The following is a 23,647-nucleotide window of genomic DNA, read 5'->3' on the forward strand; positions in this document are numbered from 1 at the left end:
CCATCCACCGCGGTGGTTTCTTCGCGGGCATGCCCGCTCCCACAAGATCACCACAGTCCGTCGTAGGAGCGGGTTTACCCGCGAACACCGGCAGAGCCGGTGCCATCCACCGCGGTGGTTTCTTCGCGGGCATGCCCACACAAGATCACCACAGGCCGTCGTAGGAGCGGGTTTACCCGCGAACACCGGCAGAGCCGGTGCCATCCACCGCGGTGATTTCTTCGCGGGCATGCCCGCTCCCACAAGATCACCACAGTCCTGAGGTGTTGTGGATTACCTGTGAGGGCGGTGTCATGCCCTCAGTCCTGCAGCCGTTCCGGGCTGTTGAAGTTGCTTAGCCGGCGATCACTCTCGGCGCACTCCAGCCCTTGCACCGCCTCGCGCAGCAGGGCCTTCTGCAAACTCCGCTCGCCCGCTGCCCAGGCCTGCTCCAACACCGGCAACACCCGCTTGGGCAGTACGCTGAACATCGGCTGCCAGAAACCACCCTGACGCACCATTGCCGCGCTGTTACCGGCCACTGCCAGCCGCAGCAGGCCCTCAATCAATTCGCGATCAACCAGCGGCGCATCACAAGCCAGCACCACCACCCACGCATGACGTGCCACCCTGAGCCCGGCAATCACCCCCGCCAGCGGCCCGGGGAAGTCGGCTTCTGCATCGCCCACCAACCGGTCGGCGTATGCCTGGTATGCCGCCTGGTTGCGATTGCAGGAAATCACCAGGTCGTCGCTCAGTGGCCGCACCGCTCGATGAACATGTGCAATCAACGGCTCGCCTTGCCAGTCCACCAGGCCCTTGTCACGGCCGCCCATGCGCTGGCCGCGGCCACCGGCGAGAATGAGGATGGAGCAGGGGGGGAGTGCGTCAGGCATGAAAAAGGGTTCCGGGCAGTCATTGCCGGGAACCCTCCCATTTCACGCGGGGCTTGTCCAGTCAGCTTTCGCGGGGTACGGGTTGCCCGTCGCTGTCATGCGCCTGGCGTCGCCCGGACAGGCGCATCACCACCACGAAGAACACCGGCACGAACACCACCGCCAGGGTGGCGCTGAGCATGCCGCCGATCACCCCGGTGCCAATCGCCTGCTGGCTGGCAGAGCTTGCGCCGCTGGCGATGGCCAGGGGCACCACGCCGAGGATGAACGCCAGCGACGTCATCACTATCGGCCGCAGGCGCAGGCGGGCCGCTTGCACGGCGGCGTCGGCGGCGTCCACGCCCTGGTCAACCAGATGCTTGGCGAACTCGATGATCAGGATGGCGTTCTTCGCCGACAGGCCGATCAGGGTAATCAGGCCAACCTTGAAGAACACGTCGTTGGGCATGCCGCGCAAGGTCACCGCCAGCACCGCACCGAGCACACCGAGCGGAACGACCAGCAGCACCGCAGTCGGGATCGACCAGCTTTCGTACAGCGCAGCCAGGCACAGGAACACCACCAGCAGCGACAGCGCCATCAGCAGGGGGGCCTGGCTACCGGACAGCCGCTCCTGCAGTGACAGGCCGGTCCATTCCAGGCCGGTACCGGGCGGTAGCTGCGCCACCAGCCGCTCGACTTCGGCCATGGCCTCGCCCGAGCTGTAGCCGGCGGCTGGCTCGCCTGAGATCGACACCGCCGGGTAACCGTTGTAGCGGGTCAGTTGCACCGGGCCGCTGACCCACCTGGCCTGCACGAACGCACCCAGTGGCACCATCTTGCCGCTGTCGTTGCGCACGTGAATGTTCAGCAAGTCTTCGACCTGGCTGCGCTGGTCACCTTCGGCCTGCACCACCACCCGCTGCATGCGGCCCTGGTTGGGGAAATCGTTGACGTAGCTGGAGCCCACGGCCACGTCCAGCACCGTGCCGATATCGGCAAACGACACACCCAGTGCATTAGCCTGGCGGCGGTCGATTTCCAGCTGCACCTGCGGGCTTTCCGCCAGCGAGGCTTCGCGCACGTTGGTCAGCACCTTGCTTTTGCTGGCGCTTTCGAGCAACTGGTCACGGGCTGCCATCAGCTCGGCGTGGCCCATGCCGCCACGGTCCTGAAGACGAAATTCGAAACCGGTCGACTCACCGAGGCCGTCAATGGGGGGCGGCAGTACCGAATAGGCAATCGCGTCCTTGAGCTGGGTGAAGGCCATGGTCGCGCGGTCGGCGATCGACTGGGCGCTGTCGTCGGCGCCGCGCTCGGACCAGTCCTTGAGGGTGGTGAAGGCCAGCGCCGCGTTCTGCCCGCTACCGGAGAAGCTGAAGCCGAGGATCAAGGTGGTGTTGCCCACACCCGGTTCTTCGGCGTTGTGCGCCTCGATCTGCGCGGCTACCTGATCGGTGCGCATGCGGCTGGCGCCCGGCGGTAGCTGAATGTCGGTGATGGTGTAGCCCTGGTCTTCGGTGGGCAGGAACGCCGTAGGCAGCTGGCTGAAACCGTAGCCCAGCACCGCCAGCAGCACCGCGTACACCAGTAGGTAGCGGCCACTGCGCTTGAGCGCCTGCACCACCCAGCGCTGGTAGCCGTTGCTCATGCTTTCGAAGCGGCGATTGAACCAGCCGAAGAAGCCTTTGCGTTCATGGTGCTCGCCTTTGGCCACGGGCTTGAGCAGGGTGGCGCACAATGCCGGGGTCAGGCTGAGGGCGAGAAACGCCGAGAACAGGATCGACACCGCCATCGACAGCGAGAACTGCTGGTAGATCACCCCCACCGAGCCTTGCATGAAGGCCATGGGCAGGAATACCGCCACCAGCACCAGCGTGATGCCGACGATTGCACCGCTGATCTGGCCCATGGCCTTGCGCGTGGCTTGCTTGGGCGGCAAGCCTTCTTCGGCCATGATGCGCTCGACGTTCTCCACCACCACAATGGCATCGTCGACCAGAATACCGATGGCCAGCACCATGCCGAACAGTGTCAGCACATTGACCGAGAAGCCCATGGCCAGCATCACGGCGAAGGTGCCCATCAATGCCACTGGCACGACCAGGGTCGGGATCAGCGTGTAGCGCAGGTTCTGCAGGAACAGGAACATGACTGCGAACACCAGCAGCATGGCCTCGAACAGGGTGTTGATGACCTGCTCGATCGACACCTTGACGAACGGCGAGGTGTCGTAGGGGATGTCGTACTTGACGCCTTCCGGGAAGTAGCGCGCCAGGTCCTGCATCTTCGCCCGTACCAGGGTAGCGGTTTCCATGGCGTTGGCGCCGGGCGACAACTGCACGCTGAAGGCCGTGGCCGGTTTGCCGTTCAGGCGCGTGCCGTACTGGTATTCCTGGGCACCGATTTCAACTCGGGCGACATCCCCGATGGTGACCGTGGAGCCGTCCGGGTTGGCGCGCAGGACAATGGCAGCAAACTCTTCGGGGCTGCTCAACTGGCCTTTGACCACCACGTTGGCGGTGATCTCCTGAGTGCTGCGGCTGGGCAGATCGCCGATGCTGCCAGGGGCGACCTGGGCGTTCTGCGCAGCGATGGCTTCGGCTACATCGTTGGGCGTGAGGTTGAAACCGATCAGCTTGCGCGGGTCGATCCAGATGCGCATGGCCCGTTCGGAGCCATACAACTGGGCCTTGCCGACGCCCTTGAGGCGACGGATCTCGTCCATCACGTTACGTGCAAGGATGTCCGACAGCGCTGTTTCATCGAGCTTGCCGTCTTCGGAGGTGAGGGTCGCCAACAGCAGGAAGCCGGTGGACACTTTCTCCACCTGCAGGCCCTGCTGGGTGACCGGGCGCGGCAGGCGCGACTCGACCACCTTCAGGCGGTTCTGCACGTCGACCTGGGCCAGGTCCGGGTGGGTACCCGGGGCGAAGGTGGCGGTGATGGTGGCGCTGCCCAGGCTGCTCTGCGACTCGAAGTACAGCAGGTTGTCGGCGCCGTTGAGCTCCTGTTCGATCAGGCTGACCACGCTTTCGTCCATGGTCGCCGCCGAGGCGCCCGGGTACACGGCGTAGATTTCCACCTGCGGCGGTGCCACGTTGGGGTACTGGGCCACCGGCAGTTGCGGGATGGCCAGCGCGCCGGCCAGCAGGATGAACAGTGCGACCACCCAGGCGAATACCGGGCGATCGATGAAGAATTGCGGCATGAATCAGGCCCTCACTGGCCGGTATGCTGTGCGATGGGTGGGGCAGCGGGCGTGTTGTCGACCTGCACCTGGTCACCGGCCTTGACGTGCTGCAGGCCCTCGACCACCACCCGCTCACCGGCCGCCAGGCCTTCGCTGACGATCCAGCGGTCACCCTGGGCGCTGCCCAGTACAACCTGGCGGTCGCTGACCCGGGCGTGCTGGTCCACCACCAGCACCTTGGGCACACCGGCGCTGTCGCGCAGGATGGCGCGTTGCGGCACGCTCAGGCCCTTGGGTTGCACCGCTTGCTCCAGGCGTACCCGCACGTAGCTGCCTGGCAGCAGGTCGAGGTCCGGGTTGGGGAACTCGCTGCGCAGGGTGATCTGGTTGGTGCTGGGGTCGACGCTGATGTCGGAGAACAGCAGCTTGCCCGGCAGCGGGTAGGCGCTGCCGTCATCCTGAATCAGCGTGGCGCGTGCCTGGCCGTCGCCCACCTGCTGCAATTCGCCGGCGCGCAGGGCACGGCGCAGGGCGTTGAGCTCGCGGGTAGACTGGGTGACATCGGCATGGATCGGGTCCAACTGCTGGATGGTCGCCAGCGGGGTGGTTTCGTTTTGCCCGACCAGCGCGCCTTCGGTGACCTGGGCGCGGCCGATACGGCCGGAGATCGGCGCGGTCACGGTGGCATAGCCGAGGTTCAGCCGGGCGCGCTCCAGCGCCGCCCTGGCTTCGGCCACTTCGGCATCGGCCTGCAGGAAACTGGCCTTGGCGTTGTCGTATTCCTGGCGGCTGACGGCTTTGTCGTCGACCAGCTCGCGGTAGCGCTGCTCTTGCAGGCGCGCCTGGTACCGGGTGGCCTCGGCCTTGGCCAGCGTGGCGCGGGCGCTGTCGTGGTCGGCCTTGAACGGCGCCGGGTCGATCAGGAACAGTACATCACCCCGCTTGACGTCGCTGCCTTCGCGGTACACCCGCTTGAGCACCACACCTGCGACCCGCGCACGCACTTCGGCGGTGCGTGGCGCGAGGATACGGCCGCTGAGTTCACTGCTGATGGCCAGTGGCTGCAGTTGCAGGGTTTCCACGCGCACTTGCGCAGTGGGGGCCTGTTCGTCTGGCTCGGCGCTGTCGCTGCAACCGGCCAGGGACAGGCTCAGGAATGCCATGAGCGCCAACGGGCGCAGGCACGGGGAGAGGGTAGTAGGCATGCGGATCTTCCGATGATGACCGTGTATATGCTAAGGCAGACGCTGCCTGGGCGGCTGTTAATACCTGTAGGGCGAGTGTGAAAAAGTGTGAAGAATGATCCTGTCGAGTGGTTGGGTTCTATATTCTGGATGCGCCTGTGCTGGCCCTTTCGCGGGTGAACCCGCTCCTACGGGGACCCGCAGGAGCGGGTTTACCCGCGAAGCGCTCGCCACAGGCTTACTTCAACCCAGACGCCCAAGCACCTATGCCGAACATTTTCCTGGTCGAAGACGACAGCGCCCTGTCCGAGCTGATCGCCAGCTACCTGCAACGCAACGACTTCCATGTCCAGGTGATCGCCCGGGGCGATCATGTGCTGGACGAGTACCGTCGGCAAAGGCCTGACCTGGTCATCCTTGACCTGATGCTGCCGGGCATCGATGGCCTGCAGCTGTGCCGGCTGCTGCGCCAGGAGTCGCAGACCCTGCCAATCCTCATGCTGACGGCCCGCGACGACAGCCATGACCAGGTGCTAGGCCTGGAAATGGGGGCCGACGACTACGTGACCAAACCCTGTGAGCCACGCGTGCTGCTGGCCCGGGTGCGCACGCTGCTGCGCCGCAGCAGTGTCAACGAACCGCGCCTGGACAACGACCTGATCCTGATTGGTGGCCTGCGTATCGACCTGGCCGAGCGCACGGTGAGTTGGCGCGGCGAGGAGGTGGAGCTGTCCAGCGGTGAGTACAACCTGCTGGTGGTGCTGGCGCGCAATGCTGGTGAGGTGATGAACCGCGACCGTATCCTGCAACAGCTGCGTGGCATCGAGTTCAATGGCACCGATCGCTCCGTTGACGTGGCCATTTCCAAACTGCGGCGCAAGTTCGACGACAACGCCGGCGAAGCGCGCAAGATCAAGACCGTGTGGGGCAAGGGCTACCTGTTCAGCCGTGTCGAGTGGGAGTGCTGATCGGCCATGCTCAAGATCCTGGTGCGGTTGTACCTGGTGATCATCGTCGCCTACGCCGGTGCATTGCTGTTCATCCCTGACACCATCGTCGGCCTGTTCCGCGACCGGTTCATGGCCTACAACCTGGACCAGGCCAAGGGTGTACAAGCGTTGATCGTGCGCCAGTTCCGCCTGGCCCCGCGCGAGCAGTGGCCAGCGGTGGAGCAGGAACTGGCCAGTGATTTCGCGCCGCTGGAACTGCAGCTGCTGCGCAGGGATCAGGCCGGTTTGAGCGATGAGGAGCAGGCGCGCCTGGAGCATGGCCTGTACGCAGTGCGCATTGCCGAGTGGGGCTATTACGAGACGGTGCTGGCGCCGCTGGACAAGGAGTGGCTGGTACGCCTGCATTCCCCGCCAGACCCGCTGGACATCAACGTGCTGTCGTGGGGCGTGACCGTGTTGATTGGTGCAGCCATGCTGGGTTGCCTGCTGCTGTGGGTCTGGCCGCACTGGCGTGATCTGGAGCGCCTCAAGGAGACCGCTCGGCGCCTGGGCCAGGGGCAGATGGCCGAGCGTACGCACATTTCGCCTCACTCCAACATTGGTGAACTGGCCGGGGTATTCGACACCATGGCCAGTGACCTGGAACGCCATGTCAACCAGCAGCGTGAACTGCTCAATGCGGTATCGCACGAGTTACGCACGCCACTGACCCGGCTGGACTTCGGCCTGGTGCTGCTGTTCGACGAAGTGCCGCCAGCCAGCCGCAAGCGCCTGCTGGAGCTGGTCGGGCATGTGCGCGAGCTGGATGAACTGGTGCTGGAGCTGCTGTCCTATAGCCGGTTGTACAACGCCGACCAGGCGCGGGAGCGGGTGGAGGTATCGCTGCTGGAGCTGGTCGACAGTGTGCTTGGGGGCTTTGCCGAGGAACTCGATGGCCGGGGTATCCAGTGGGAAGTGCGCGCCGAGGGTGAGTTGCCGCGCTTTGTACTGGACCCGCGACTGACGGCGCGCGCGGTGCAGAACCTGGTGCGCAATGCCATGCGCTATTGCGATGAAAGCCTGTTGCTGCGTTTGCGCCTGGAAGCCGATGGCGCCTGCCTGCTGACGGTGGAGGATGACGGGATTGGCGTCCCTGTGGAGGAGCGCGAGCGGGTTTTCCAGCCGTTCTACCGTCTGGACCGCAGTCGCGATCGCAACACCGGTGGTTTTGGCCTGGGGTTGGCCATCAGCCGGCGGGCGATCGAGGGGCAGGGTGGCACCTTGACCCTGGCGCAGTCGGCGCTGGGTGGGGCGCAGTTCAGGATTCGTTTACCCGCCGGCGGATAGGGGCGCCGCAACCGCGAAGAGACGGGCCTGCTAATCCTGCTCTGCCAGCTCGCTGGACCACGACACAAAGCGGTCCTTGCCAGTGTGCTTGGCTTCATACAATGCCTGATCGGCGCGGACCAGCGCGGTGGTCAGGCTCTCTCCCCGGTCGACCCTGGCCAGGCCAATGCTGATGGTGACCGGGTGCTCGCCAGCGTCCTCGCGCACGCGCTGGCACAGCGCGGCCACTCGCTGCTCGGCCCCTTGCTGATCCAGCCCTTCAAAGAAGATCGCAAACTCTTCACCTCCCAGCCGGGCAAACGCCTGATCGGCCATGCTTGTCTTGATATGCAGGGCCACGCGCTTGAGCACTTCATCGCCCACGTCATGGCCGAAACGGTCATTGACCCGCTTGAAATTGTCGATATCGATCATGGCCAGGTACTGCCCGGACGTCGCCATCCGCAGCTGGCGGTCGGCCTGGGCCATGAACGAGCGGCGGTTGGGAATGTCGGTCAGGGCATCGACGTAGGCCTGCTCCAGCAACACCTTGGACAGGTAGAAATTATGCAGCTTGGCCTTGCGGATCTGCAGGTAGCTGTAGCTGACCAGGCCGCTTAGAAAAACGGCATAGCTGATCAGCATGGCGCCTTCGAGCGCATCGGGCTCGATGCGGGTGTGGTAGAACGGATTAAGCATCACCCAGGTGATGACCATGGCGCAGAAGAATGACCAGCGCCGCACCGGTAGCACCGACATGGCATACAGCACGGTGGACACCCCGAGCACCAACCACACCGGGCGCAGGGCTATCGGGATGCCTTCGATCACCAGGCGCATGCCCAGGGTGATGACGGTAATGAACAGCAGGTTGAGCACGTCGAAGTGATGGCTGCGGCGAGTGAAATGCAGCACTACGATCAGGCTGCCGAGCAGGGCGATGAACAGGAAGGACAGCCAGGTGAAGCCTTGGTCGCCGAGGAAGCTGACGATCAGGTCGAAGACCAGCCAGATCAGGACGCTGATCGAGAATACCAGCAGGCAGAACGAGCGCATGGACTCGAATTCGTGCTGGCGGAACTCGGCGCGCAGGGCGGCGGGCGCGACCTGCTGGCGTACGTGGGCTTCGATGGTCTTGAACATCGGTGGGCTCCTGAGGCTACTACTTTTTCAGGCCTGGAACTTTCGCGGGTAAACCCGCTCCTACAGGGACCGTACGGTGTGGGGGCCCTGTGGGTTTATCCGCGAAGAGGCCGGCCCTGGTAATTCATTGCTGTGGCAAGATACCTCGGGCCCAAGGCCGGTAGCGCAAGGCAAACACTGCCTCGGCATGGCACCCGCTACCCAGCCGGGGCTCGGCGGGCTCCGCCCGAAACGCCTGCTCCGGCGCGCTCACCTGGCGGAACGCCTCGCGCACCACACCCACCCGGCACGGCAGGGCCTGCTCATAGCCCTGACGCACCAACGCCGGCAAACGCCCGGTGCCGGCGCCATCCTGCCACCACACAGTCAAGCCCAAGCCGGCCAGTTGATCCAGCCAGAGGGCATTGACCCGCGGCGTCAGCTTGCCTGTGCTGAAGGCGCTGATATGCAACGGCTTGTCCAACTGGCGGTTGAAGGCCTGCAACTGGCTGTACAGCGCATCGCGCCGTTCGGTCTCGCGCAGATGCTGGTCGTCCAGCTCCATGGGCAGGTACCAGCCGTCCACTGGCAACTGCCAGGCCTGGCGCAGTTGCTGGTACTGGCTGAGCGAGCGCCCCAGCTGCGCTTTCCAGTAGCTGTTCAGGCCCTCGCCATCCAGCTCGTCGAGTCGCTGGTAGTAGGCCGGGTCCATGTACAGCCCCAGCACCAGCTGCAAGCCCTCGGCACGCGCGGTGCGCAGGCTGTTGGCCAGCCAGCCCTGGGCACCGCCGAAATCGCTGTCGCCATAGGCACTCCATTGCACGATCAGGGTTTTGCCACCCCTGGCCACGGTGGCTTGCCACAGGTGCTGCCACTGGGCGGGTGTGACGCTGGCATCGCGGTTAAGGGGTTGGTAGAACAGGCGCTGGTCAGCGGTGGCCGGTAGGCACAGGGCCAGCAGGCAGAAGGCGATGAGCGTACGCATCAGAAGGTCATCTCCGCACCGACCAGCACACCGTTGGCGCGCTCGTAGAGGTTACCGCCCAGCGATTGCTGGTACTCGGCACGCACTTTCAGCGAGCCGCGGTAGGCGTTGTAGCGGTCGTCGTCGAACCACCATTGCCAGCGCACGCCAACCCCGGCGCGGGCGTCCTGGCGCCAGTCGTTGCTGGGGTCCTGGCTGGAGAACTCGACAAAGCCGTAGGGCATGAGCGTTTGCGGCGAGCTGCCCGGCAGCTTCCAGGCGTGGCCCTGCTGGTAGCGCGACAGCCAGGCATGGTCGCCGGCTCGGGTCCACCAGGCAGCATCGAGGTAGAGGAATCGTTCGTTCCAGTCGTCCTCATCGATGCGCCAATCGTTGCGCCAGCCTCCCTGGTCGAGGAACGAGGCGGTGGCGCGCAGCAGCAGGTCATTGCTCGATTCGGCGTGGTGGCGCAAATCGCCCCAGTTGCCGCCGACCTTGGCCGGGCTCAGTAACTGGCCAAGGCTGAGACCGCGATAGTGTGCTTCGTCGATCTGCCGCTGGTGGTAAAGCTCGGCATACAGGTTGAGGTTGGACTGGCCGAGCGGCTTGTAGCGCAGGCCGACACCGGTTCCCATGCTCTGGGCATAGTCGGTGCGGCTTTGGCCACCGAACAGTACCCGGCCATACACTGACAGGGTGCTGCCATTGCGGCTGGGCTCCTCGCCCAGGGCATGGTCCCACATGGCCAGCTGCACGTTCTGCGATTGCGCCCGGCGCGAGCTGCCGCTGCGCTGGCCATTGTCGAGAAACTTGTCGTTGGTCGAGGTGCCGGCCGGCGACCAGGTGCTGGCCAGGGTAATGGTGTCGCGCCGTGACAGGCTCTCGTGGGCGCGGCGCTGGCGGTACTTGCGGGCCTCCAGGCTGCCGTATTCGTCATCACCGTCGACCAGGTTCTGCTCTACGTCGAGAATGCGGCGCAGTTCGCGGCGTGCCGCAGCGCTGTCGGCATGTTCGTCATAGCGCAAGGCGAGTGTTTCGCCAAGGCGGTAGTCCTCGGGGAAGTCGTGAGTGGCGCGTTCAAGGTAGGGAATCGATTGCATGCGCTGAGCCTTGTCCGTCGAGCCAGCCAGGCGCATGCCGTAGTCGGCGCGATAGCGCGGCTGGTCGGGGGCCAGGCGCACGGCTTCGGCCAGCCAGGCGGTGCTCTGCGCACTGTCGCCGGCCAGTTGTGCGGTGCTGGATGCGGCGTAGTAGTGGTCGGGGCGCGGGCTGTGCGCCAGAGCCTGGCGCTGGAAGCCCAGCGCGGCCTGCGGGTCACCTTGGCGCTGGGCGATGGCGGCGCCCAGCGCCCAGTCATCAGCGCTCTGGTGCGCGGCAGCGTCCCAGTAGCGGCGTGCTGCATCGGCGTCGCCTGCATTCAGCGCGCCGCGGGCAGCGGTGAGGCGGGCATTATCGGTAAAGGCGCTGTCTGGCAGGCTGCGCCAGATCGGCTGGGCGGTTTCGGAGTCGCCGGCCGCTTCGAGTGCGTAGGCCAGCGGTAGACGGTTGCCAGGGTCGCCCAAACGCTCGGCAGCCTGGTAGTAGACCACCGCCGCACCCGGTTGGTCGGGCATGGCGCAACGGCCGAGGGCGCGGTACTGGCCCGGTTCGCTCGGGGTGGCCGGCACTGCCTGGCGCACGGCATCGCACTGGCCGGCCTCGGCCAGCCGCCCGAGCAACTGGGCGCGGGTGTTGGCGTTGACCCGGGGTATCAGGCCGAGCATGCGTCGGCTGTCCAGGGGCCCGTCGTCACGGGCATACAGGTTGGCCAGACGCTGTAGCAGCGATGGGCCGAGGCGGCCCTGGCGGCGGTCGTAGGCTTGCTCCAGCAAGTGCCGTGCGTGATCGCCGTCGCCCTGTTCGGTCAACAGGAAGGTGGTTTGTTCCAGGGCGGCGAGGTCGCCGGTCTGCCGATAGCGTTGTTCCCATTCTGCGGCGGTGCGCGGCTGCGGGGGCGGCGACGGGGCGCCATACAGGCGCTGCTTGAGCACGGCATAGGCCCGAGGGTCGGCGCTGGCGGAGCAGGCCTTGAACTGTTCCCGGGCCAGGTCCGGGTCTTGATGTGACAGCCAGTCGACCGTTTCAAGGCAGGGGCGCTGCAGGTCGTTGCTCAGGCGTCGCACCAGCGCTGCATCGTCGCCTTCGCGGGCCAGTTGCCAAAGTTGCTGGCGCTGCTCGGGTTGCTGCAGTTGATCAGGCGGTAGCGACTGCAGCCAGCGTTGGGCCTGCTGGTGGTGGCCGACGGCAATGGCGCGGTTGGCCATGGCCAGCCGCGTCTGGTTGGCTGCTGCGGGGGAGGGGGCTTGGGTCAGCAGCGCAGTCAGGCCCTTTTCGTCGACTTGCTGGATATAGGCATTGGCCAGGCGTTGCCAGTCCTGGGCAGGCAACTGGCCTGTGTCGGCCAGCGGCTGCAGTTGCTCGATGGTTTCTTTCCAGTTGCGCAGCTGTTCGGCGAAGGTGGCCCGGGCCAGGCGCAGGACCTGGCCGTCCCCACCGGGCGGCAGTTGGTTGAGCCAGTCCAGCGCTTTGGCAGCGCCACCAAACTTGGCCAGGCTCAGGCTGTAGGCCTGCCACAGCTGTACCCGGTGGTTGCCGTCGCTGGCGGCCAGCCATTGGTCCACCTGGCTGGCCGGTGGCGGGTCCTGCTCGATCCAGGTCAGGCGCAGCTCCAGCAGCGCGTCGGCATATTCGGGGCTGTCGCCTAGCTGTTCAGCCAGCGCTTGGGCCTCCTTGTAACGGCGCTGGTGGGCCAGGGCTTCGACCAGCAGGGCGCGGGCTTCGTCGTTGTTCGGTACCCGGCCCAGCACATGGCGGGTCAGGCGCTCGACTTCAGCCCAGTTGTCTTTCCTGGCCTCGCGATAGCTGCGGTCCATGAACGGAAAGCTGGTGAACCGCTGGAAGTCGGTCATCGGCGCCGAAGCGGCAACGGGCAGGGCGGCGGAGCACAGCAGCAGGCCAGTGAAAGCAAGGGAAAAACGCGGCTTCATGCCACCTCCCGGGTCAGATCAATCGCCACTTGCTGTTCACTGGCCTGTTCGATCAGGGCCTGTTCCAGCACCTGCCTGGTGATGATGCCGCGGGCAATCAGGTGCTCGCCGAGGCTTTGGTGTTCGGGGTCGAAGTCGATCAACGCCTGGTTGAACAGGGTGACAGGGACCATGCCGCGCACCTGCAGCAGCGCGCCTAGCATGACTTGGTGATGGCTGACCCGCTCCAGCAGCGCTTCGTCGTCCTGGTGGCGTTCAAGCACGGCCAGCATGTCTCGGGTTTCTTGATGCTGCCAGGGGCTTGGGTAGTGGTAGCGAAGGCCCAGCGTGACCCGGCCCTGGGGGACCAGGCGTGCCTTGACCGGGCGTTTCAGCTGGCGGCTGATCACACCCAGCGACACCTGGCTGACCGGGCTTTCACTGGCCAGGATCAGGGTGTCGCCGTCTTCGTCCACGGGCAGTACGCCGTAATGGGTGGCCAGCTTGCGCGGTAGTTTGGCGATCAGTTGCGGGCTGAGCTTGAACGGGTTCAGCGGTGCCCAGGGCAGGTCCAGTTGTTCGGCCAGGGTGGCCACCAACTGCTCACTGTTCAGCCAGCCACGCAGCAGCAACTCGCGGCCCAGGCGCCGACGAACCGGGCTGGTGATGGCCTGCTGCAACTGTTCGTCGGTGATCAGGCCCTTGGCCACCAGGCGCTGGCCCAGTGGTGTGCGAGCCGGGGTGGCGATGGCGGGGAACTCGTGGGTGGTCTTGTCCCAGGCCACGCGCCGCGAATCGCCCATTTCCATTACCTGGCGCAGTGCACGCAGGTTGGCGAAAAAGTTGACGAAGTTGCTCCACATCATCCGCGGTGCCGACAGCAGGCCCTCGCCGATGCCATAGAAGCGGGTGACGAACCAGGCGCGCTGGAACAGCCGGTTGAGCAGCATCAGGCCGTTCAGCCACAGTAGGGTCGACAGCAACCAGCTGTCGCTGAGGATCGACATGAAGCGCCACGACTCCGGCGCAATCACCGTGACTAGCCACATGGCCAGCAACACCAGCAGTAACAGGTTGACCAGGAAGCTCAGCAGGTAGGCGAACAGCCCGCGGCGGTCACGCCAGAGGAAATAGTTGAGCGCGCCCTTGCGGCTCCAGCCGAGGTTGCTGGTGCCCTGGAACACGATGCCGACGATCCAGCGCGACTTCTGCCGGATGGCATGCTGCCAGTCACGCGGGAAGTGCTCGCGCACGCAGATCACCTGGGAGAATTCCCGGCTCATGCCTGGGCGCCATTCCTGCTTCAGGGTCAGTGCCGGGTCGGTGATGGAGTAGCGGGCGAAAATGCACTTCATGCCTTTTTGCTTCAGGCGAAAGCCGATGTCGTAGTCTTCGGTCAAGCTCTGTACGTCAAAGGCAATGCCGTCACCGTCCTCGAGCAGTGCGCTGATGGCGCGGCGGCTGAAGCAGGTGCCGACGCCGGCACTGGGCACCTGGCCGGTCAGCGCTTCGCGCACGATCACGTCCTTGCCGTGGTTTTCGGCAAACTCGTCGACATAGTGGCCGGCAGTGAAGCCCTTCCACTCCGGTGCGTAGGGATACACCGGGATCTGGATCATGTCCTTGCTCGGCAGCAGGTAGTTGAACAGGCGCAGCTCCATCGGCGAGATCACGTCTTCGGCGTCATGCAGGATGAAACCGGCGAACTCGATGCCGGCGTCCTGCTGAAAGCGCAGCAGCGCGTCGATGATGTTGTTCAGGCAGTCGGCCTTGCTGGTGGGACCGGGGCGGGCGCAGACCACTTTGTGCACGTTGGGGAAGTGCAGGCACACCGCGTCCACGTCAGCCTGGGTTTGCGGGTCGTTGGGGTAGGTGCCGACAAAGATCTGGTAGTTCTCGTAGTCGATGGTCGAAGCGGCCAGGCGCGCCATTTCACCGACCACGCCGACTTCGTTCCAGGCGGGGACCATGATGGCCAACGGTTTTTCCGGGACTTCGTACAAGCGCTTCTCATCGGCCCTTTCGAACTTGCCGTAGATGCGAAAACGCCGGATCAGCGTGCGCCCCCAATAGCACAGATCGATGAACAGGTCGTCCAGGCCCAGCAGGAACATCAACGAGGCAAGGGTGATCGCCAGGAGCTTCAGGCCGAACAGCAGGTAAGTGAGAAAATCGATGAATACCAGGCTCATGTGTCAGCCACCGGCAGGGCAGAGTGGGCCATCGTCTTATCCTCGTTCGTTCCCTCGACGAAGGTGCAGGAGATGTCACTGTCATGTACGGAATAGATACAAGCAGCCGAACGCGGGATTGTCCAAATTTCGGGCTGTTTCTTGCGGGCTGCATCTTGTAGCTTTACAGGTCGTTCATTCAGGGAGCTGAACATGCAAGGTAAGGCCCGCAAGATCGTCCAGGCCATTCTCTATGAGGCCATCGCCGTCGCCTGTGTGGCGCCCGCACTGGAGCTGGCGTTCGGCGCCGGCATGGCGCAGTCGACCGTGCTGTCGGTGCTGATGTCAGGCATCGCGATGAGCTGGAACATGGGTTACAACTGGGTATTCGAACGTTGGGAAGCGCGCCAGCCCAAACGTGAGCGCACCTTCCTGCGGCGCCTGCTGCATGCGCTGGGCTTCGAGGGTGGGCTGGTGGTGATCCTGTTGCCGCTGGTGGCGTACTGGCTGGACGTGAGCCTGTGGGCCGCACTGCTGACCAATCTGGCGTTGTTCGTGTTCTTCTTCGTTTACGCCTTTGTCTTCCAGTGGGGCTTCGACAAGGTGTTCGATGTGCCGCTTTCGGCGCAGCAGGCCAAGTGTTGACTTTCGGCTGCGAGGCAGGCTAAGTTCCTACCCCATGAATACATTCCCGCACGTGAACGCCATTATTATTACCGCCATTATCAGCTTGGCGGGCTAGCGCGTACGTGCACCGAACCCGCCCTGGAGGCGGGTTTTTTCTCTCTGACTCCTGGGCAACGTAAAAATAGCCAAGGAGTCATCGATGACCAGCTTCAGTGTCCCTCGTACTACCGTCACCCCCCAGCAACTGCTGTCGGAGCAGGTGCGGCGCATTCTTGCGGCGCCGGTGTACGACCTGGCCATTGAAACGCCCCTGCAAGCGGCCCCGGCCTTGTCTGCCGCCCTGGGCAACCAGGTGTTGCTCAAGCGCGAAGACCTGCAGCCTACGTTTTCGTTCAAGATCCGGGGTGCCTACACCCGCCTGTCGCGTCTGACCGATGTGCAGCGTGAGCGCGGGGTGATCACCGCTTCGGCGGGCAACCATGCCCAGGGCGTGGCCTTGGCCGCATCGCATCTGGGTATGACGGCAACCATCGTCATGCCCACCACCACGCCATCGTTGAAAGTGGAAGGCGTGCGTTCGCGCGGCGGGCATGTGGTGCTGCATGGCGAGAGCTTCCCGCATGCGCTGGCCCACGCGCTGAAGCTGGCCGACAGCGAAGGCGCGACCTTCGTGCCACCGTTCGATGACCCGGATGTGATCGCCGGGCAGGGTACCGTGGCCATGGAAATCCTCCGTCAGCGCCCGGGGGCGCTGGACGCGATCTTTGTGCCCGTGGGCGGTGGCGGCTTGATCGCCGGTATCGCCGCCTACGTGAAGTACCTGCGCCCTGACGTGAAGGTGATCGGCGTCGAGCCGGTAGATTCCAACTGCCTGCAGGCTGCCATGGCCGTCGGCGAGCGCGTGATCCTGCCGCAGGTCGGCACCTTTGCCGATGGCGTGGCGGTGGCGCAGATCGGCGCCCATTGCTTCGAGCTGTGCCGCCACTTCGTCGACGAGGTGGTGACGGTGAGCAGTGACGAGCTGTGCGCGGCGATCAAGGATATCTACGACGACACCCGTTCGATCACCGAGCCGTCCGGGGCCTTGGCCGTGGCCGGTATCAAGAAGTACGTGGCGCGTGAAGGTGTGCAGGGGCAGACCCTGGTGGCCATCGACTCCGGGGCCAACGTCAATTTCGACCGCTTGCGCCATGTGGCCGAGCGGGCCGAGCTGGGTGAGCAGCGCGAGGCGATCATCGCCGTGACAATTCCGGAACAGCCGGGCAGCTTCCGGGCCTTTTGCCAGGCACTGGGTAAGCGGCAGATCACCGAATTCAACTACCGCTTCTACCCCGGCAAGGAGGCGCGCCTGTTCGTTGGCGTGCAGACCCACCCGGTGCACGACCCACGTGAGCAGTTGCTGGCCAGCTTGCGGGAGCAGGGGTACAGCGTGCTGGACCTGACCGACAACGAGCTGGCCAAGCTGCATGTGCGCCATACCGTCGGCGGGCATGCCGCGTCAGGGGCTGATGAGCGGGTACTGCGCTTCGAGTTCCCCGAACGGCCAGGGGCGTTGCTGGGGTTTCTGGAGCGGTTGGGCAAGCGTTGGAACATCAGCCTGTTCCATTACCGCAACCATGGTGCGGCGGAGGCGCGGGTGTTCGCTGCCTTGGAAGTGCCAGCGGACGAGTTGGCGGGCTTGCCGTTGACGCTGGACGAGATGGGGTATCGGTACTGGGACGAGACTGACAACCCGGCGTACAAGCTGTTCCTGGGCTGACGCGCCTGTGCGGCCAATGCACCCTTGTCTAGCCGCTTGCCGCCTGTGTTCGCTGAGTGACCGCCCCGCCCGAAGGGCAGGGCGATCTCCTGCAGGGAACTGCGCGAGCCAATTTCAACGCTCGCGCATGAAAAAGCCGGCAACGAACTTGCGGAACGTTTCCAGGCTTTTGAAGTCGGCGTAGCGCTTGAAGTTCTCGGTATCCGGCTCGGGGCCGATGGGCTGTTCCAGCAGCGACACTGACAACACCCGGTCCTGGTCCGAGGTCAGCACCAGCTCATCCATCACCTGCCCACCAATCACGGGGCGACGCATCTGCACTTTCACCCCTTTACTGGCCATCCAGTCGATCAGCGACACCAATGCCTTGAGCGGCTCGCGCTCTTCATCACGGTACACCGGGAACAGGTGCGCGCGCGACAGCACGGGCACACTGGCCACATGGATCAGCTCATAGAAATGGCTTCCGGCGCTGGTCGGCGAGTAGATCATCAGCGCCAGCAACGGCCCGGTGGTGCGGCTCCCGCCCCAGTACAGGTGATGCCCCTGGAAGTCGAAACCGTCCTCGCTGCGGTTGTTGAACAACTTGCGCCCTTTGATCTGGTCGACGCAGTCCAGCAGCAGGCCGTGGCGGCGATGGTTGCCGAACACAGACGCTTCGCGCAGGCGGGACTTGAGCATCATCATGTGCTTCATGTCCAGGCGGGTTTCCAGGTAGTTGCTGGCGGGCACCCGCTCCAGCAGCGGATAGCGGCTGGCCACGCTGCGCAACTCGGCAAACTGTGTGGTCAGGTCTTTTTTCAGGTGGGTGGCGTAAAGGTTGAGCCCGCTGGTTTCAATCCAGGTCAGCAGCAGTGACAGCAGGCGCTGCTGTTCGCGTCTGTCGTTGCCATCACCGACGGCGCCGGCCGTGCCAGCACGGAAGTCGCTGATCAGGCGCAAGGGTGTATCGGGTGGCAGCCAGGCGGCGGGTGGGGCGGGGTCGTTTTCACGTTCGGCGGCTTCCCGCTCGTCCTTGGTGAACGGGCAGCCAGGCGCGTGCTCGGCGGTGCCCGGGTTGTTCTTGAGGAAAAGTGTGCCGGTGCTGCCGTTGAGAGTGACATTGAGCACCGGCAAGGCATCGTTGCGGCAGTCGCAAGCCAGCCACTGGTTGGCGTTGCGCACTTTCATCAGTAGCTGGTTGGCCTGTAGCAGGCGCGGGCCGGCGAGGCTGCCGGTGGCAAAGCCGACCAGCAGTTCCTCTTCAGCGGGGGTCAGGCTGCGCACCTGGGTGGCGGTTTTGTCGATGATTCGCATGAAGCAGCTCCAAGCTACGAGCCTCAAGCTTCAAGCAAAGTCGCGCGGCTTTCAACTCGCCGCTTGGCTACCGCCGAACATCTTCGCGGCACGGGCGCGAATCTCGTCGGGGGTCAGGTCCTCTTTGTGGGTGGACACGAACCAGATGTTGCCAAACGGATCTTTCAGGGTGCCGCTGCGGTCACCGTAAAACTGGTCGGTCAAGGGATGTAACTGGATGCCCCCGGCGGCCAGGGCCTGGGCGTAGACCTTGTCGCAGTCTTCAACATACAGGTGCAGGCCTACACCCGCACCGCTGAGCTTCTGGCTGGCGGTGAGGCCGCCCTCCATGTCGCAAGGGTCGCCCAGCATCAGCGACGAATCGCCGATTCTCAGTTCGGCATGGCCAACACGACCGCCCGGGGCATCGAGACGGAACATTTCCACCGCCCCAAAGGCTTGCTTGTAGAACTCGATGGCCTTGGCGGCGTCGTTGATGGCCAGGTAGGGCGTGATGCTGTGCTGGCCTTCGGGGATGGGTTTGACTGCCATGTTCGACTCTCCTGTGCAATGGGCGCCGAAAGGCGCCCTGTTGCTTAGAGTCGTTCGCCCAGATGGAAAATCGACAGTGATGCTAGATCGATTGTCTATAAGCGCGGCGGTCAGAAGATGTAGTCGGTCGTCAGGAAGCTCGACTGGCGGTTGCGAATGATCTCGCTGATCAGCGCTTTGTTGGCCTCCTGGAAGCGGGTGGCGACCAGCGTCCGGATGGAGAACACACGCAAAGCGTCATCCACCGAGAGCGTGCCCTCGGCGCTGTTCTTGCGCCCGTTGAACGGGTAGGTGTCTGGCCCGCGTTGACACTGAGCATTGATGTTGATGCGCCCGACCTGGTTGGCGAAGATGTCGACGAGGCTGCCGATGGTGGCCGGGTCGTTGCCGAACAGGCTCAGTTGCTGGCCGTAGTCGGAGTCCAGCACATAGTCGATCACGGTCTGCAGGTCGCGGTAGGGCACCACCGGTACCAGCGGGCCGAACTGCTCCTCGTGGTACACGCGCATTTCTCGGCTGACCGGGTACAGCAAGGCCGGGTAGAAGAATGAGCCGCGGCTGTGCCCGCCATTTTCGTTGAGCACGCGCGCGCCCTTTTCCGTCGCATCGGCAACCAGGCCATCGAGGTAGTCGACCTTGCCAGGCTCGGGCAACGGTGTCAGCGCCACGCCAGGTTCCCACGGCATGCCGGGCTTGAGCGCCGCCAATTTGTGCTGAAACTTGTCGAGGAAGGCCTCGACCACATCCTCGTGCACGAACAGGATCTTCAGTGCCGTGCAGCGCTGGCCGTTGAACGACAACGCCCCGGTGACGGCCTCTTCGACAGCGTTGTCGAGGTCGACCTGGGGCAGCACGATGCCCGGGTTCTTGGCGTCCAGGCCCAGTGCGGCGCGCAGACGATGCGGGCGTGGGTGCAGTTTCTTCAGGTCGCTGGCGGCCTTGTGGGTGCCGATGAAGGCGAATACATCGACCTTGCCGCTGGCCATCAGCGCGCTCACCGTTTCCCGGCCGCGTCCATAGATGACATTGATCACGCCTGCCGGGAAGCTGTCGCGGAACGCTTCGAGCAAGGGGCGGATCAGCAGTACGCCGAACTTGGCCGGCTTGAACACCACGGTGTTGCCCATGATCAGCGCCGGGATGAGCGTGGTGAAGGTCTCGTTCAGCGGGTAGTTGTAGGGCCCCATGCACAGGGCCACGCCCAGCGGGGCGCGACGGATCTGGCCGAGGGTGCCTTGTTCCAGCTCGAAGCGGCTGGAGCGGCGGTCCAGGTCCTTGAGGGCGTTGATGGTGTCGACGATGTAGTCGCAGGTGCGGTCGAATTCCTTTTCCGAATCCTTCAGGTTCTTGCCGATCTCCCACATCAGCAGCTTGACCACGGCCTGGCGCTGTTCACGCATGCGGGCAAGGAAGGATTCCACATGCTGGATACGCTCGGCCACGCGCATGTTCGGCCAGGCGCCACGGCCTTTGTCATAGGCCTGTACGGCGGCATCGAGGGCGGTAAGCGCGGTCTCGGCATCCAGCAGCGGGGCGCTGCCCAGTATGACCTGATGCTCTTCGTCGCCTTGCTTGAGCCACACCGGGCTGCGCACCGTGGCCAACGGGCCGTCCCAGCGCCTGAGCTCACCGTTGACCAGGTAGTCGCGTTGTTCCAGTGGGGCTCCCAGGCGCCAGGTTTCCGGGATGTTCTCGGCGCTGGGGAAGAGTGAATCGAGCAAACGGTCCATGGGTACTGCACCTCACATCAAAGGGCGGTTTTCAAGTCAGTTGAATCGTTTCAGCTGCGAGCATGCACTGGCTGCCGGAAAAACACCAGTCTGGTTCAACATGGCCGCCAATGCCTGCCCGGCAATCCGTCAGCGGCCTGAGAGACGTTGATGCAAGTCGTCAAAGGTTATTCATGGATAGCGAAGTGGCCAGCGGAGCTTGATGGGCACGGTTATAGCAAATGTGTTGTTGAGCGTCGGTTTGATGCGGGGAATTTGACGCCATGAAACTTGATCTAAAGTCAGCCAGAAGCCGCTTGCCAAAGCGTTTGCAGGCATCTTAAATTGTTACTGAATGTGATTAGAAAGTTGCAAGCCATACTATAAAAATCAAAGTGTTAAGTGTTTTTGCTGGATTTTTCTCTTTTTCCGATTGGCCAATAGTGCACTTCAAAAGGACGTCGAAGAAGAAATGAAAAAGACCTTGACGACTGTGGCGCGCAAGCTCCTGTCGCCCTCCATGCGCTACGAAATCAGGCTGCTGGCCAGCAAAATGCGAGAAATGATGGCGCGTGCCTGTCTCTGGCGTTGGGAAGTCGCCAGGTTTCGCCCGCAACAGGAGAGCCCGTACGAAATCCTCTACATCGGCCGCAAGCAGCAACGGGAAATGGCCAAGCTGCTGATTGGGGGCAAGGGCCAGGGCAGCGCATCGATCGTGGACGGTGCAAGTGCCACGGCGGCTGCCAGCCACGTCGTGGTCATCAGCGAAATGCCCACGTCGGGGGCGCTGTCAGTGCCGCACTACCTGAGCGCCGTGGTGCCCTTGGGGCGCCCTCTGGAAGACATCACGGCCCGCTACGACAGCGAACTGCGGCGCAGCATTCGCAAGAACCGGCCGCTGTATCACATGCGCCAAGCTCTTTCGGACGAAGAAATCGCCATGGCCGACCGGGATCTGCTGCGCCCTTATGCTTCGGCCCGGCAGGGCATTCATGCCGCGCAGTTTCCTACCGAAGAGGTGTTCCGTATTGCCAAGAGTGTCGGCCGGCTTGACTTGATCATGTTGGGCGATGAAGTGATCGGCTGTCACCTGGGGTGTGAAGTGGTACGCGGCGGCAAGCGTTACTGGAGCACGTTGCGCTTTGGCTATTGCGAGGCGGTGTTTTCCGATGCGAAGAAACTGCGCGAGGTGAATTCGATCACCACCTTCATGGCGCTTGAATGGGCACTGGAGCAGGGCTTCGATTATTACGACATCGGCCTGTGTCTGGCGCGCCCGGACGACGGCCTGCTGAAGTGGAAGCGCCGCCGCGGTGGTGATATCGATTCGCTGGGTAACCATGCGTACCTGTTTGTCCGCCTGCCCAAGACCGGTACGGCAAAGTTCTTGTGGGATACGCCGATGTTCGCGGTCGAAGGCGACAAGCTGACGTTGCATCTGGGGCTCCCGGATGGCCCAAGCGATGAAGAAGTTGCCAGTCGCTATCACGAAATGGTGTTTGGTGGCCTGCACAAGATTTATCTCTATGGCGGCAGCGGGGCAGGCGAACCGTTTGTGCAAACGTTGCGCAGCCGTTACGCCAGCTTGCAATCACCGCCCACCATGGAAAGAGTCACGAGCAATTGAGTAACTGCCAGGGATGCTTTGATCTGGCGCCTAGGCGCTGTAAGAAAAGCCTTGATACTGGTTCATGCTGCGTTGAAAACAGCCTCGGAATGCTCATGTACTCCAGTACAGTCGGGCGCGACCCCGGCCGTTCCTCGGCTGTTTTCGCCTTGCCTGACCCGCGTCTCAAGACTTTTCGTACAGCGCCTAGCGCCGGGCTCCACACTTCGCCATCAAGGGAGGACGCTTCATGGGAAGCGACATCTCGCAGTTCAGTGCATCGCCCGCAGCCAGGCAACACAGCTGGACCTTGGCCGCCTACCGCCACATGGCGCGCAAACGGCTGGGTGGAAAAACGGCGACCGATCTCAAGAGCGTCGCCACCAAGTGCTGGGACATCGCCCCGGGCGAAGCCACGGTTTCGCCGCCGGCCATTTTCCTGCCTGGTCAGCTGGAGCGGGTGACGGGCTGGGAAGGCAAGCGGTTTTACCCCTACGTGCACCCGGCGCAGACCATGGAGGGGGGCGTCAACACATTGCAAGGGCCAACCCGTGGCTACTTGATCAAGGATGTATGGCTGGTCGAAGGGGCGTTGTACAAGGGCAAAGCCAGCCATTGGCTGTCACAGAAGCCGAGTACCTTCCCGACCATCCTCATCGACAATGAAATCGATCGCGCTGCAATCTACTGCACGCAAAACGGTAACGCCTGGTTCGGCACCTGGTTGATGGAAGACTGTCCGACCTATGCGCTGGCCTGCAACGAGGGCATCCCGGTGACCACCGCCCCGTCTGCCAGGTATCCGCTGTTTACCCAGGCACCGGCCTATGAAGACTGGCTGGACATGAAGCCTTTGCGCCTGCGCAGTGCGTTCTTCCGTGAGCTGGTGCTGTTCGATGACCAGAGCAACAACCGCAGCCGGCATGCTCGCTACCGAGCCATGGGTGACAAGCTGCTCTCGCATGTGTCGTACACGCAGCACCCGGGGGTTTTCCTGTTGCGGGGCGGTGATGGTGACCTGCGCCTGTTGCGCAACGAGCTGGAGCTTGCCGAACACTTGCGTACTACCCGCGGTTTTCGCATCGTCAACCCGCTGAAGTCCGATGTGCCGAGCATTGTCGCGGCCTGCGCCGGGGCTAAAGTGGTCATCGGGGTGGAGGGTAGCCAGTTGGTGCATGGCGTGAATGTGCTGCAGGCGGGAGGCTGCCTGCTGACTTTGCAGCCGCCGAACCGTTTCGTCAGTTACTACAAATACCTGACGGATCGTGATCACCAGCATTTCGGCTTTGTGGTAGGCCTACCGGAAGGCGATGGTTTCCGGATCGATATTGACGAGGTGGAGCGCACGCTGGATCTGTTCCCTCGATAAAT

16 protein-coding genes are annotated in these 23,647 nt (G+C 63.8%); 6 read left to right on the plus strand and 10 right to left on the minus strand.

From position 1 onward, the window contains the following. Window positions 1–299: 299 nt before the first annotated feature. The 3 genes from mobA to V7787_RS25560 form a co-directional block, all read right to left on the minus strand. Window positions 300–875: a molybdenum cofactor guanylyltransferase MobA gene (mobA, locus tag V7787_RS25550; protein ID WP_010954323.1), complete on the minus strand. Its 576-nt coding sequence runs from the start codon at window positions 873–875 to the stop codon at window positions 300–302. Window positions 876–936: 61 nt separating this feature from the next. Next, window positions 937–4,065, minus strand: coding sequence for an efflux RND transporter permease subunit (locus V7787_RS25555; RefSeq protein ID WP_064493264.1), 3,129 nt, complete (start codon window positions 4,063–4,065; stop codon window positions 937–939). An 11-nt stretch (window positions 4,066–4,076) separates the two neighbouring features. After that, window positions 4,077–5,252 carry an efflux RND transporter periplasmic adaptor subunit gene (locus V7787_RS25560; RefSeq protein WP_064493265.1) on the minus strand — a complete coding sequence of 392 codons (1,176 nt, stop codon included), beginning with the start codon at window positions 5,250–5,252 and terminating at the stop codon, window positions 4,077–4,079. A gap of 245 nt (window positions 5,253–5,497) precedes the next feature. Here V7787_RS25560 and V7787_RS25565 point away from each other — a divergent pair, with 245 nt between their 5' ends. Further along, complete coding sequence (locus tag V7787_RS25565; protein ID WP_019437505.1) at window positions 5,498–6,199, plus strand: response regulator transcription factor; 702 nt, start codon at window positions 5,498–5,500, stop codon at window positions 6,197–6,199. Window positions 6,200–6,205: 6 nt separating this feature from the next. Further along, a complete protein-coding gene (locus tag V7787_RS25570) occupies window positions 6,206–7,507 on the plus strand; it encodes an ATP-binding protein (RefSeq protein WP_064493266.1) in 1,302 nt (433 codons plus the stop codon). 30 nt (window positions 7,508–7,537) lie between these two features. Here the strand turns inward: V7787_RS25570 and V7787_RS25575 are convergent, their stop codons facing one another. From V7787_RS25575 to nfrB, 4 genes are all read right to left on the minus strand, one after another. After that, window positions 7,538–8,629 carry a GGDEF domain-containing protein gene (locus V7787_RS25575; RefSeq protein ID WP_064493267.1) on the minus strand — a complete coding sequence of 364 codons (1,092 nt, stop codon included), beginning with the start codon at window positions 8,627–8,629 and terminating at the stop codon, window positions 7,538–7,540. A 124-nt stretch (window positions 8,630–8,753) separates the two neighbouring features. Beyond that, a complete protein-coding gene (locus V7787_RS25580) occupies window positions 8,754–9,593 on the minus strand; it encodes a DUF4434 family protein (RefSeq protein ID WP_064493268.1) in 840 nt (279 codons plus the stop codon). Then, on the minus strand, window positions 9,593–12,598 hold the full coding sequence (locus tag V7787_RS25585; protein ID WP_064493269.1) for a phage receptor: 3,006 nt from the start codon (window positions 12,596–12,598) through the stop codon (window positions 9,593–9,595). The genes V7787_RS25580 and V7787_RS25585 overlap by 1 nt, the downstream gene beginning before the upstream one ends. Next, the gene (gene nfrB, locus V7787_RS25590) at window positions 12,595–14,769 is read right to left on the minus strand and encodes a cyclic di-3',5'-guanylate-activated glycosyltransferase NfrB (protein WP_104887715.1); all 2,175 of its coding nucleotides are present in this window, start codon (window positions 14,767–14,769) and stop codon (window positions 12,595–12,597) included. The genes V7787_RS25585 and nfrB overlap by 4 nt, the downstream gene beginning before the upstream one ends. Before the next feature lie 192 nt (window positions 14,770–14,961). Between nfrB and V7787_RS25595 the strand changes: the two genes are divergently transcribed. Together V7787_RS25595 and ilvA are read left to right on the plus strand one after the other, a co-directional pair. Continuing rightward, window positions 14,962–15,393: a PACE efflux transporter gene (locus V7787_RS25595; RefSeq protein ID WP_010954313.1), complete on the plus strand. Its 432-nt coding sequence runs from the start codon at window positions 14,962–14,964 to the stop codon at window positions 15,391–15,393. 181 nt (window positions 15,394–15,574) lie between these two features. Further along, window positions 15,575–17,134, plus strand: a complete 1,560-nt coding sequence (gene ilvA, locus V7787_RS25600) for a threonine ammonia-lyase, biosynthetic (protein ID WP_081273300.1) — start codon at window positions 15,575–15,577, stop codon at window positions 17,132–17,134. Between the two features lie 114 nt (window positions 17,135–17,248). On the opposite strand, the gene V7787_RS25605 is transcribed toward ilvA, so the two are convergent. From V7787_RS25605 to V7787_RS25615, 3 genes are all read right to left on the minus strand, one after another. Beyond that, window positions 17,249–18,430 (minus strand): hypothetical protein, encoded by a 1,182-nt coding sequence (locus V7787_RS25605; RefSeq protein WP_064493270.1) that lies wholly within the window; start codon window positions 18,428–18,430, stop codon window positions 17,249–17,251. A 51-nt stretch (window positions 18,431–18,481) separates the two neighbouring features. Further along, window positions 18,482–18,961 (minus strand): VOC family protein, encoded by a 480-nt coding sequence (locus tag V7787_RS25610; RefSeq protein ID WP_064493271.1) that lies wholly within the window; start codon window positions 18,959–18,961, stop codon window positions 18,482–18,484. A 110-nt stretch (window positions 18,962–19,071) separates the two neighbouring features. After that, the gene (locus tag V7787_RS25615; RefSeq protein ID WP_020190270.1) at window positions 19,072–20,691 is read right to left on the minus strand and encodes an NADP-dependent glyceraldehyde-3-phosphate dehydrogenase; all 1,620 of its coding nucleotides are present in this window, start codon (window positions 20,689–20,691) and stop codon (window positions 19,072–19,074) included. Between the two features lie 451 nt (window positions 20,692–21,142). Here V7787_RS25615 and V7787_RS25620 point away from each other — a divergent pair, with 451 nt between their 5' ends. Both V7787_RS25620 and V7787_RS25625 read left to right on the plus strand, forming a co-directional pair. After that, window positions 21,143–22,297, plus strand: coding sequence for a hypothetical protein (locus tag V7787_RS25620; protein WP_003253880.1), 1,155 nt, complete (start codon window positions 21,143–21,145; stop codon window positions 22,295–22,297). Window positions 22,298–22,526: 229 nt separating this feature from the next. After that, the gene (locus tag V7787_RS25625; RefSeq protein WP_064493272.1) at window positions 22,527–23,645 is read left to right on the plus strand and encodes a glycosyltransferase 61 family protein; all 1,119 of its coding nucleotides are present in this window, start codon (window positions 22,527–22,529) and stop codon (window positions 23,643–23,645) included. Window positions 23,646–23,647 lie beyond the last annotated feature (2 nt).

The sequence above is a fragment of the Pseudomonas sp. CGJS7 genome (genome assembly GCF_036961695.1).

Bases quoted from the DNA above. Each gene is read 5' to 3' on its own strand.
- mobA (WP_010954323.1), bottom strand. From the start codon at position 875: ATGCCTGACGCACTCCCCCCCTGCTCCATCCTCATTCTCGCCGGTGGC.
- V7787_RS25555 (WP_064493264.1), bottom strand. From the start codon at position 4,065: ATGCCGCAATTCTTCATCGATCGCCCGGTATTCGCCTGGGTGGTCGCA.
- V7787_RS25560 (WP_064493265.1), bottom strand. From the start codon at position 5,252: ATGCCTACTACCCTCTCCCCGTGCCTGCGCCCGTTGGCGCTCATGGCA.
- V7787_RS25565 (WP_019437505.1), top strand. From the start codon at position 5,498: ATGCCGAACATTTTCCTGGTCGAAGACGACAGCGCCCTGTCCGAGCTG.
- V7787_RS25570 (WP_064493266.1), top strand. From the start codon at position 6,206: ATGCTCAAGATCCTGGTGCGGTTGTACCTGGTGATCATCGTCGCCTAC.
- V7787_RS25575 (WP_064493267.1), bottom strand. From the start codon at position 8,629: ATGTTCAAGACCATCGAAGCCCACGTACGCCAGCAGGTCGCGCCCGCC.
- V7787_RS25580 (WP_064493268.1), bottom strand. From the start codon at position 9,593: ATGCGTACGCTCATCGCCTTCTGCCTGCTGGCCCTGTGCCTACCGGCC.
- V7787_RS25585 (WP_064493269.1), bottom strand. From the start codon at position 12,598: ATGAAGCCGCGTTTTTCCCTTGCTTTCACTGGCCTGCTGCTGTGCTCC.
- nfrB (WP_104887715.1), bottom strand. From the start codon at position 14,769: ATGAGCCTGGTATTCATCGATTTTCTCACTTACCTGCTGTTCGGCCTG.
- V7787_RS25595 (WP_010954313.1), top strand. From the start codon at position 14,962: ATGCAAGGTAAGGCCCGCAAGATCGTCCAGGCCATTCTCTATGAGGCC.
- ilvA (WP_081273300.1), top strand. From the start codon at position 15,575: ATGACCAGCTTCAGTGTCCCTCGTACTACCGTCACCCCCCAGCAACTG.
- V7787_RS25605 (WP_064493270.1), bottom strand. From the start codon at position 18,430: ATGCGAATCATCGACAAAACCGCCACCCAGGTGCGCAGCCTGACCCCC.
- V7787_RS25610 (WP_064493271.1), bottom strand. From the start codon at position 18,961: ATGGCAGTCAAACCCATCCCCGAAGGCCAGCACAGCATCACGCCCTAC.
- V7787_RS25615 (WP_020190270.1), bottom strand. From the start codon at position 20,691: ATGGACCGTTTGCTCGATTCACTCTTCCCCAGCGCCGAGAACATCCCG.
- V7787_RS25620 (WP_003253880.1), top strand. From the start codon at position 21,143: ATGAAAAAGACCTTGACGACTGTGGCGCGCAAGCTCCTGTCGCCCTCC.
- V7787_RS25625 (WP_064493272.1), top strand. From the start codon at position 22,527: ATGGGAAGCGACATCTCGCAGTTCAGTGCATCGCCCGCAGCCAGGCAA.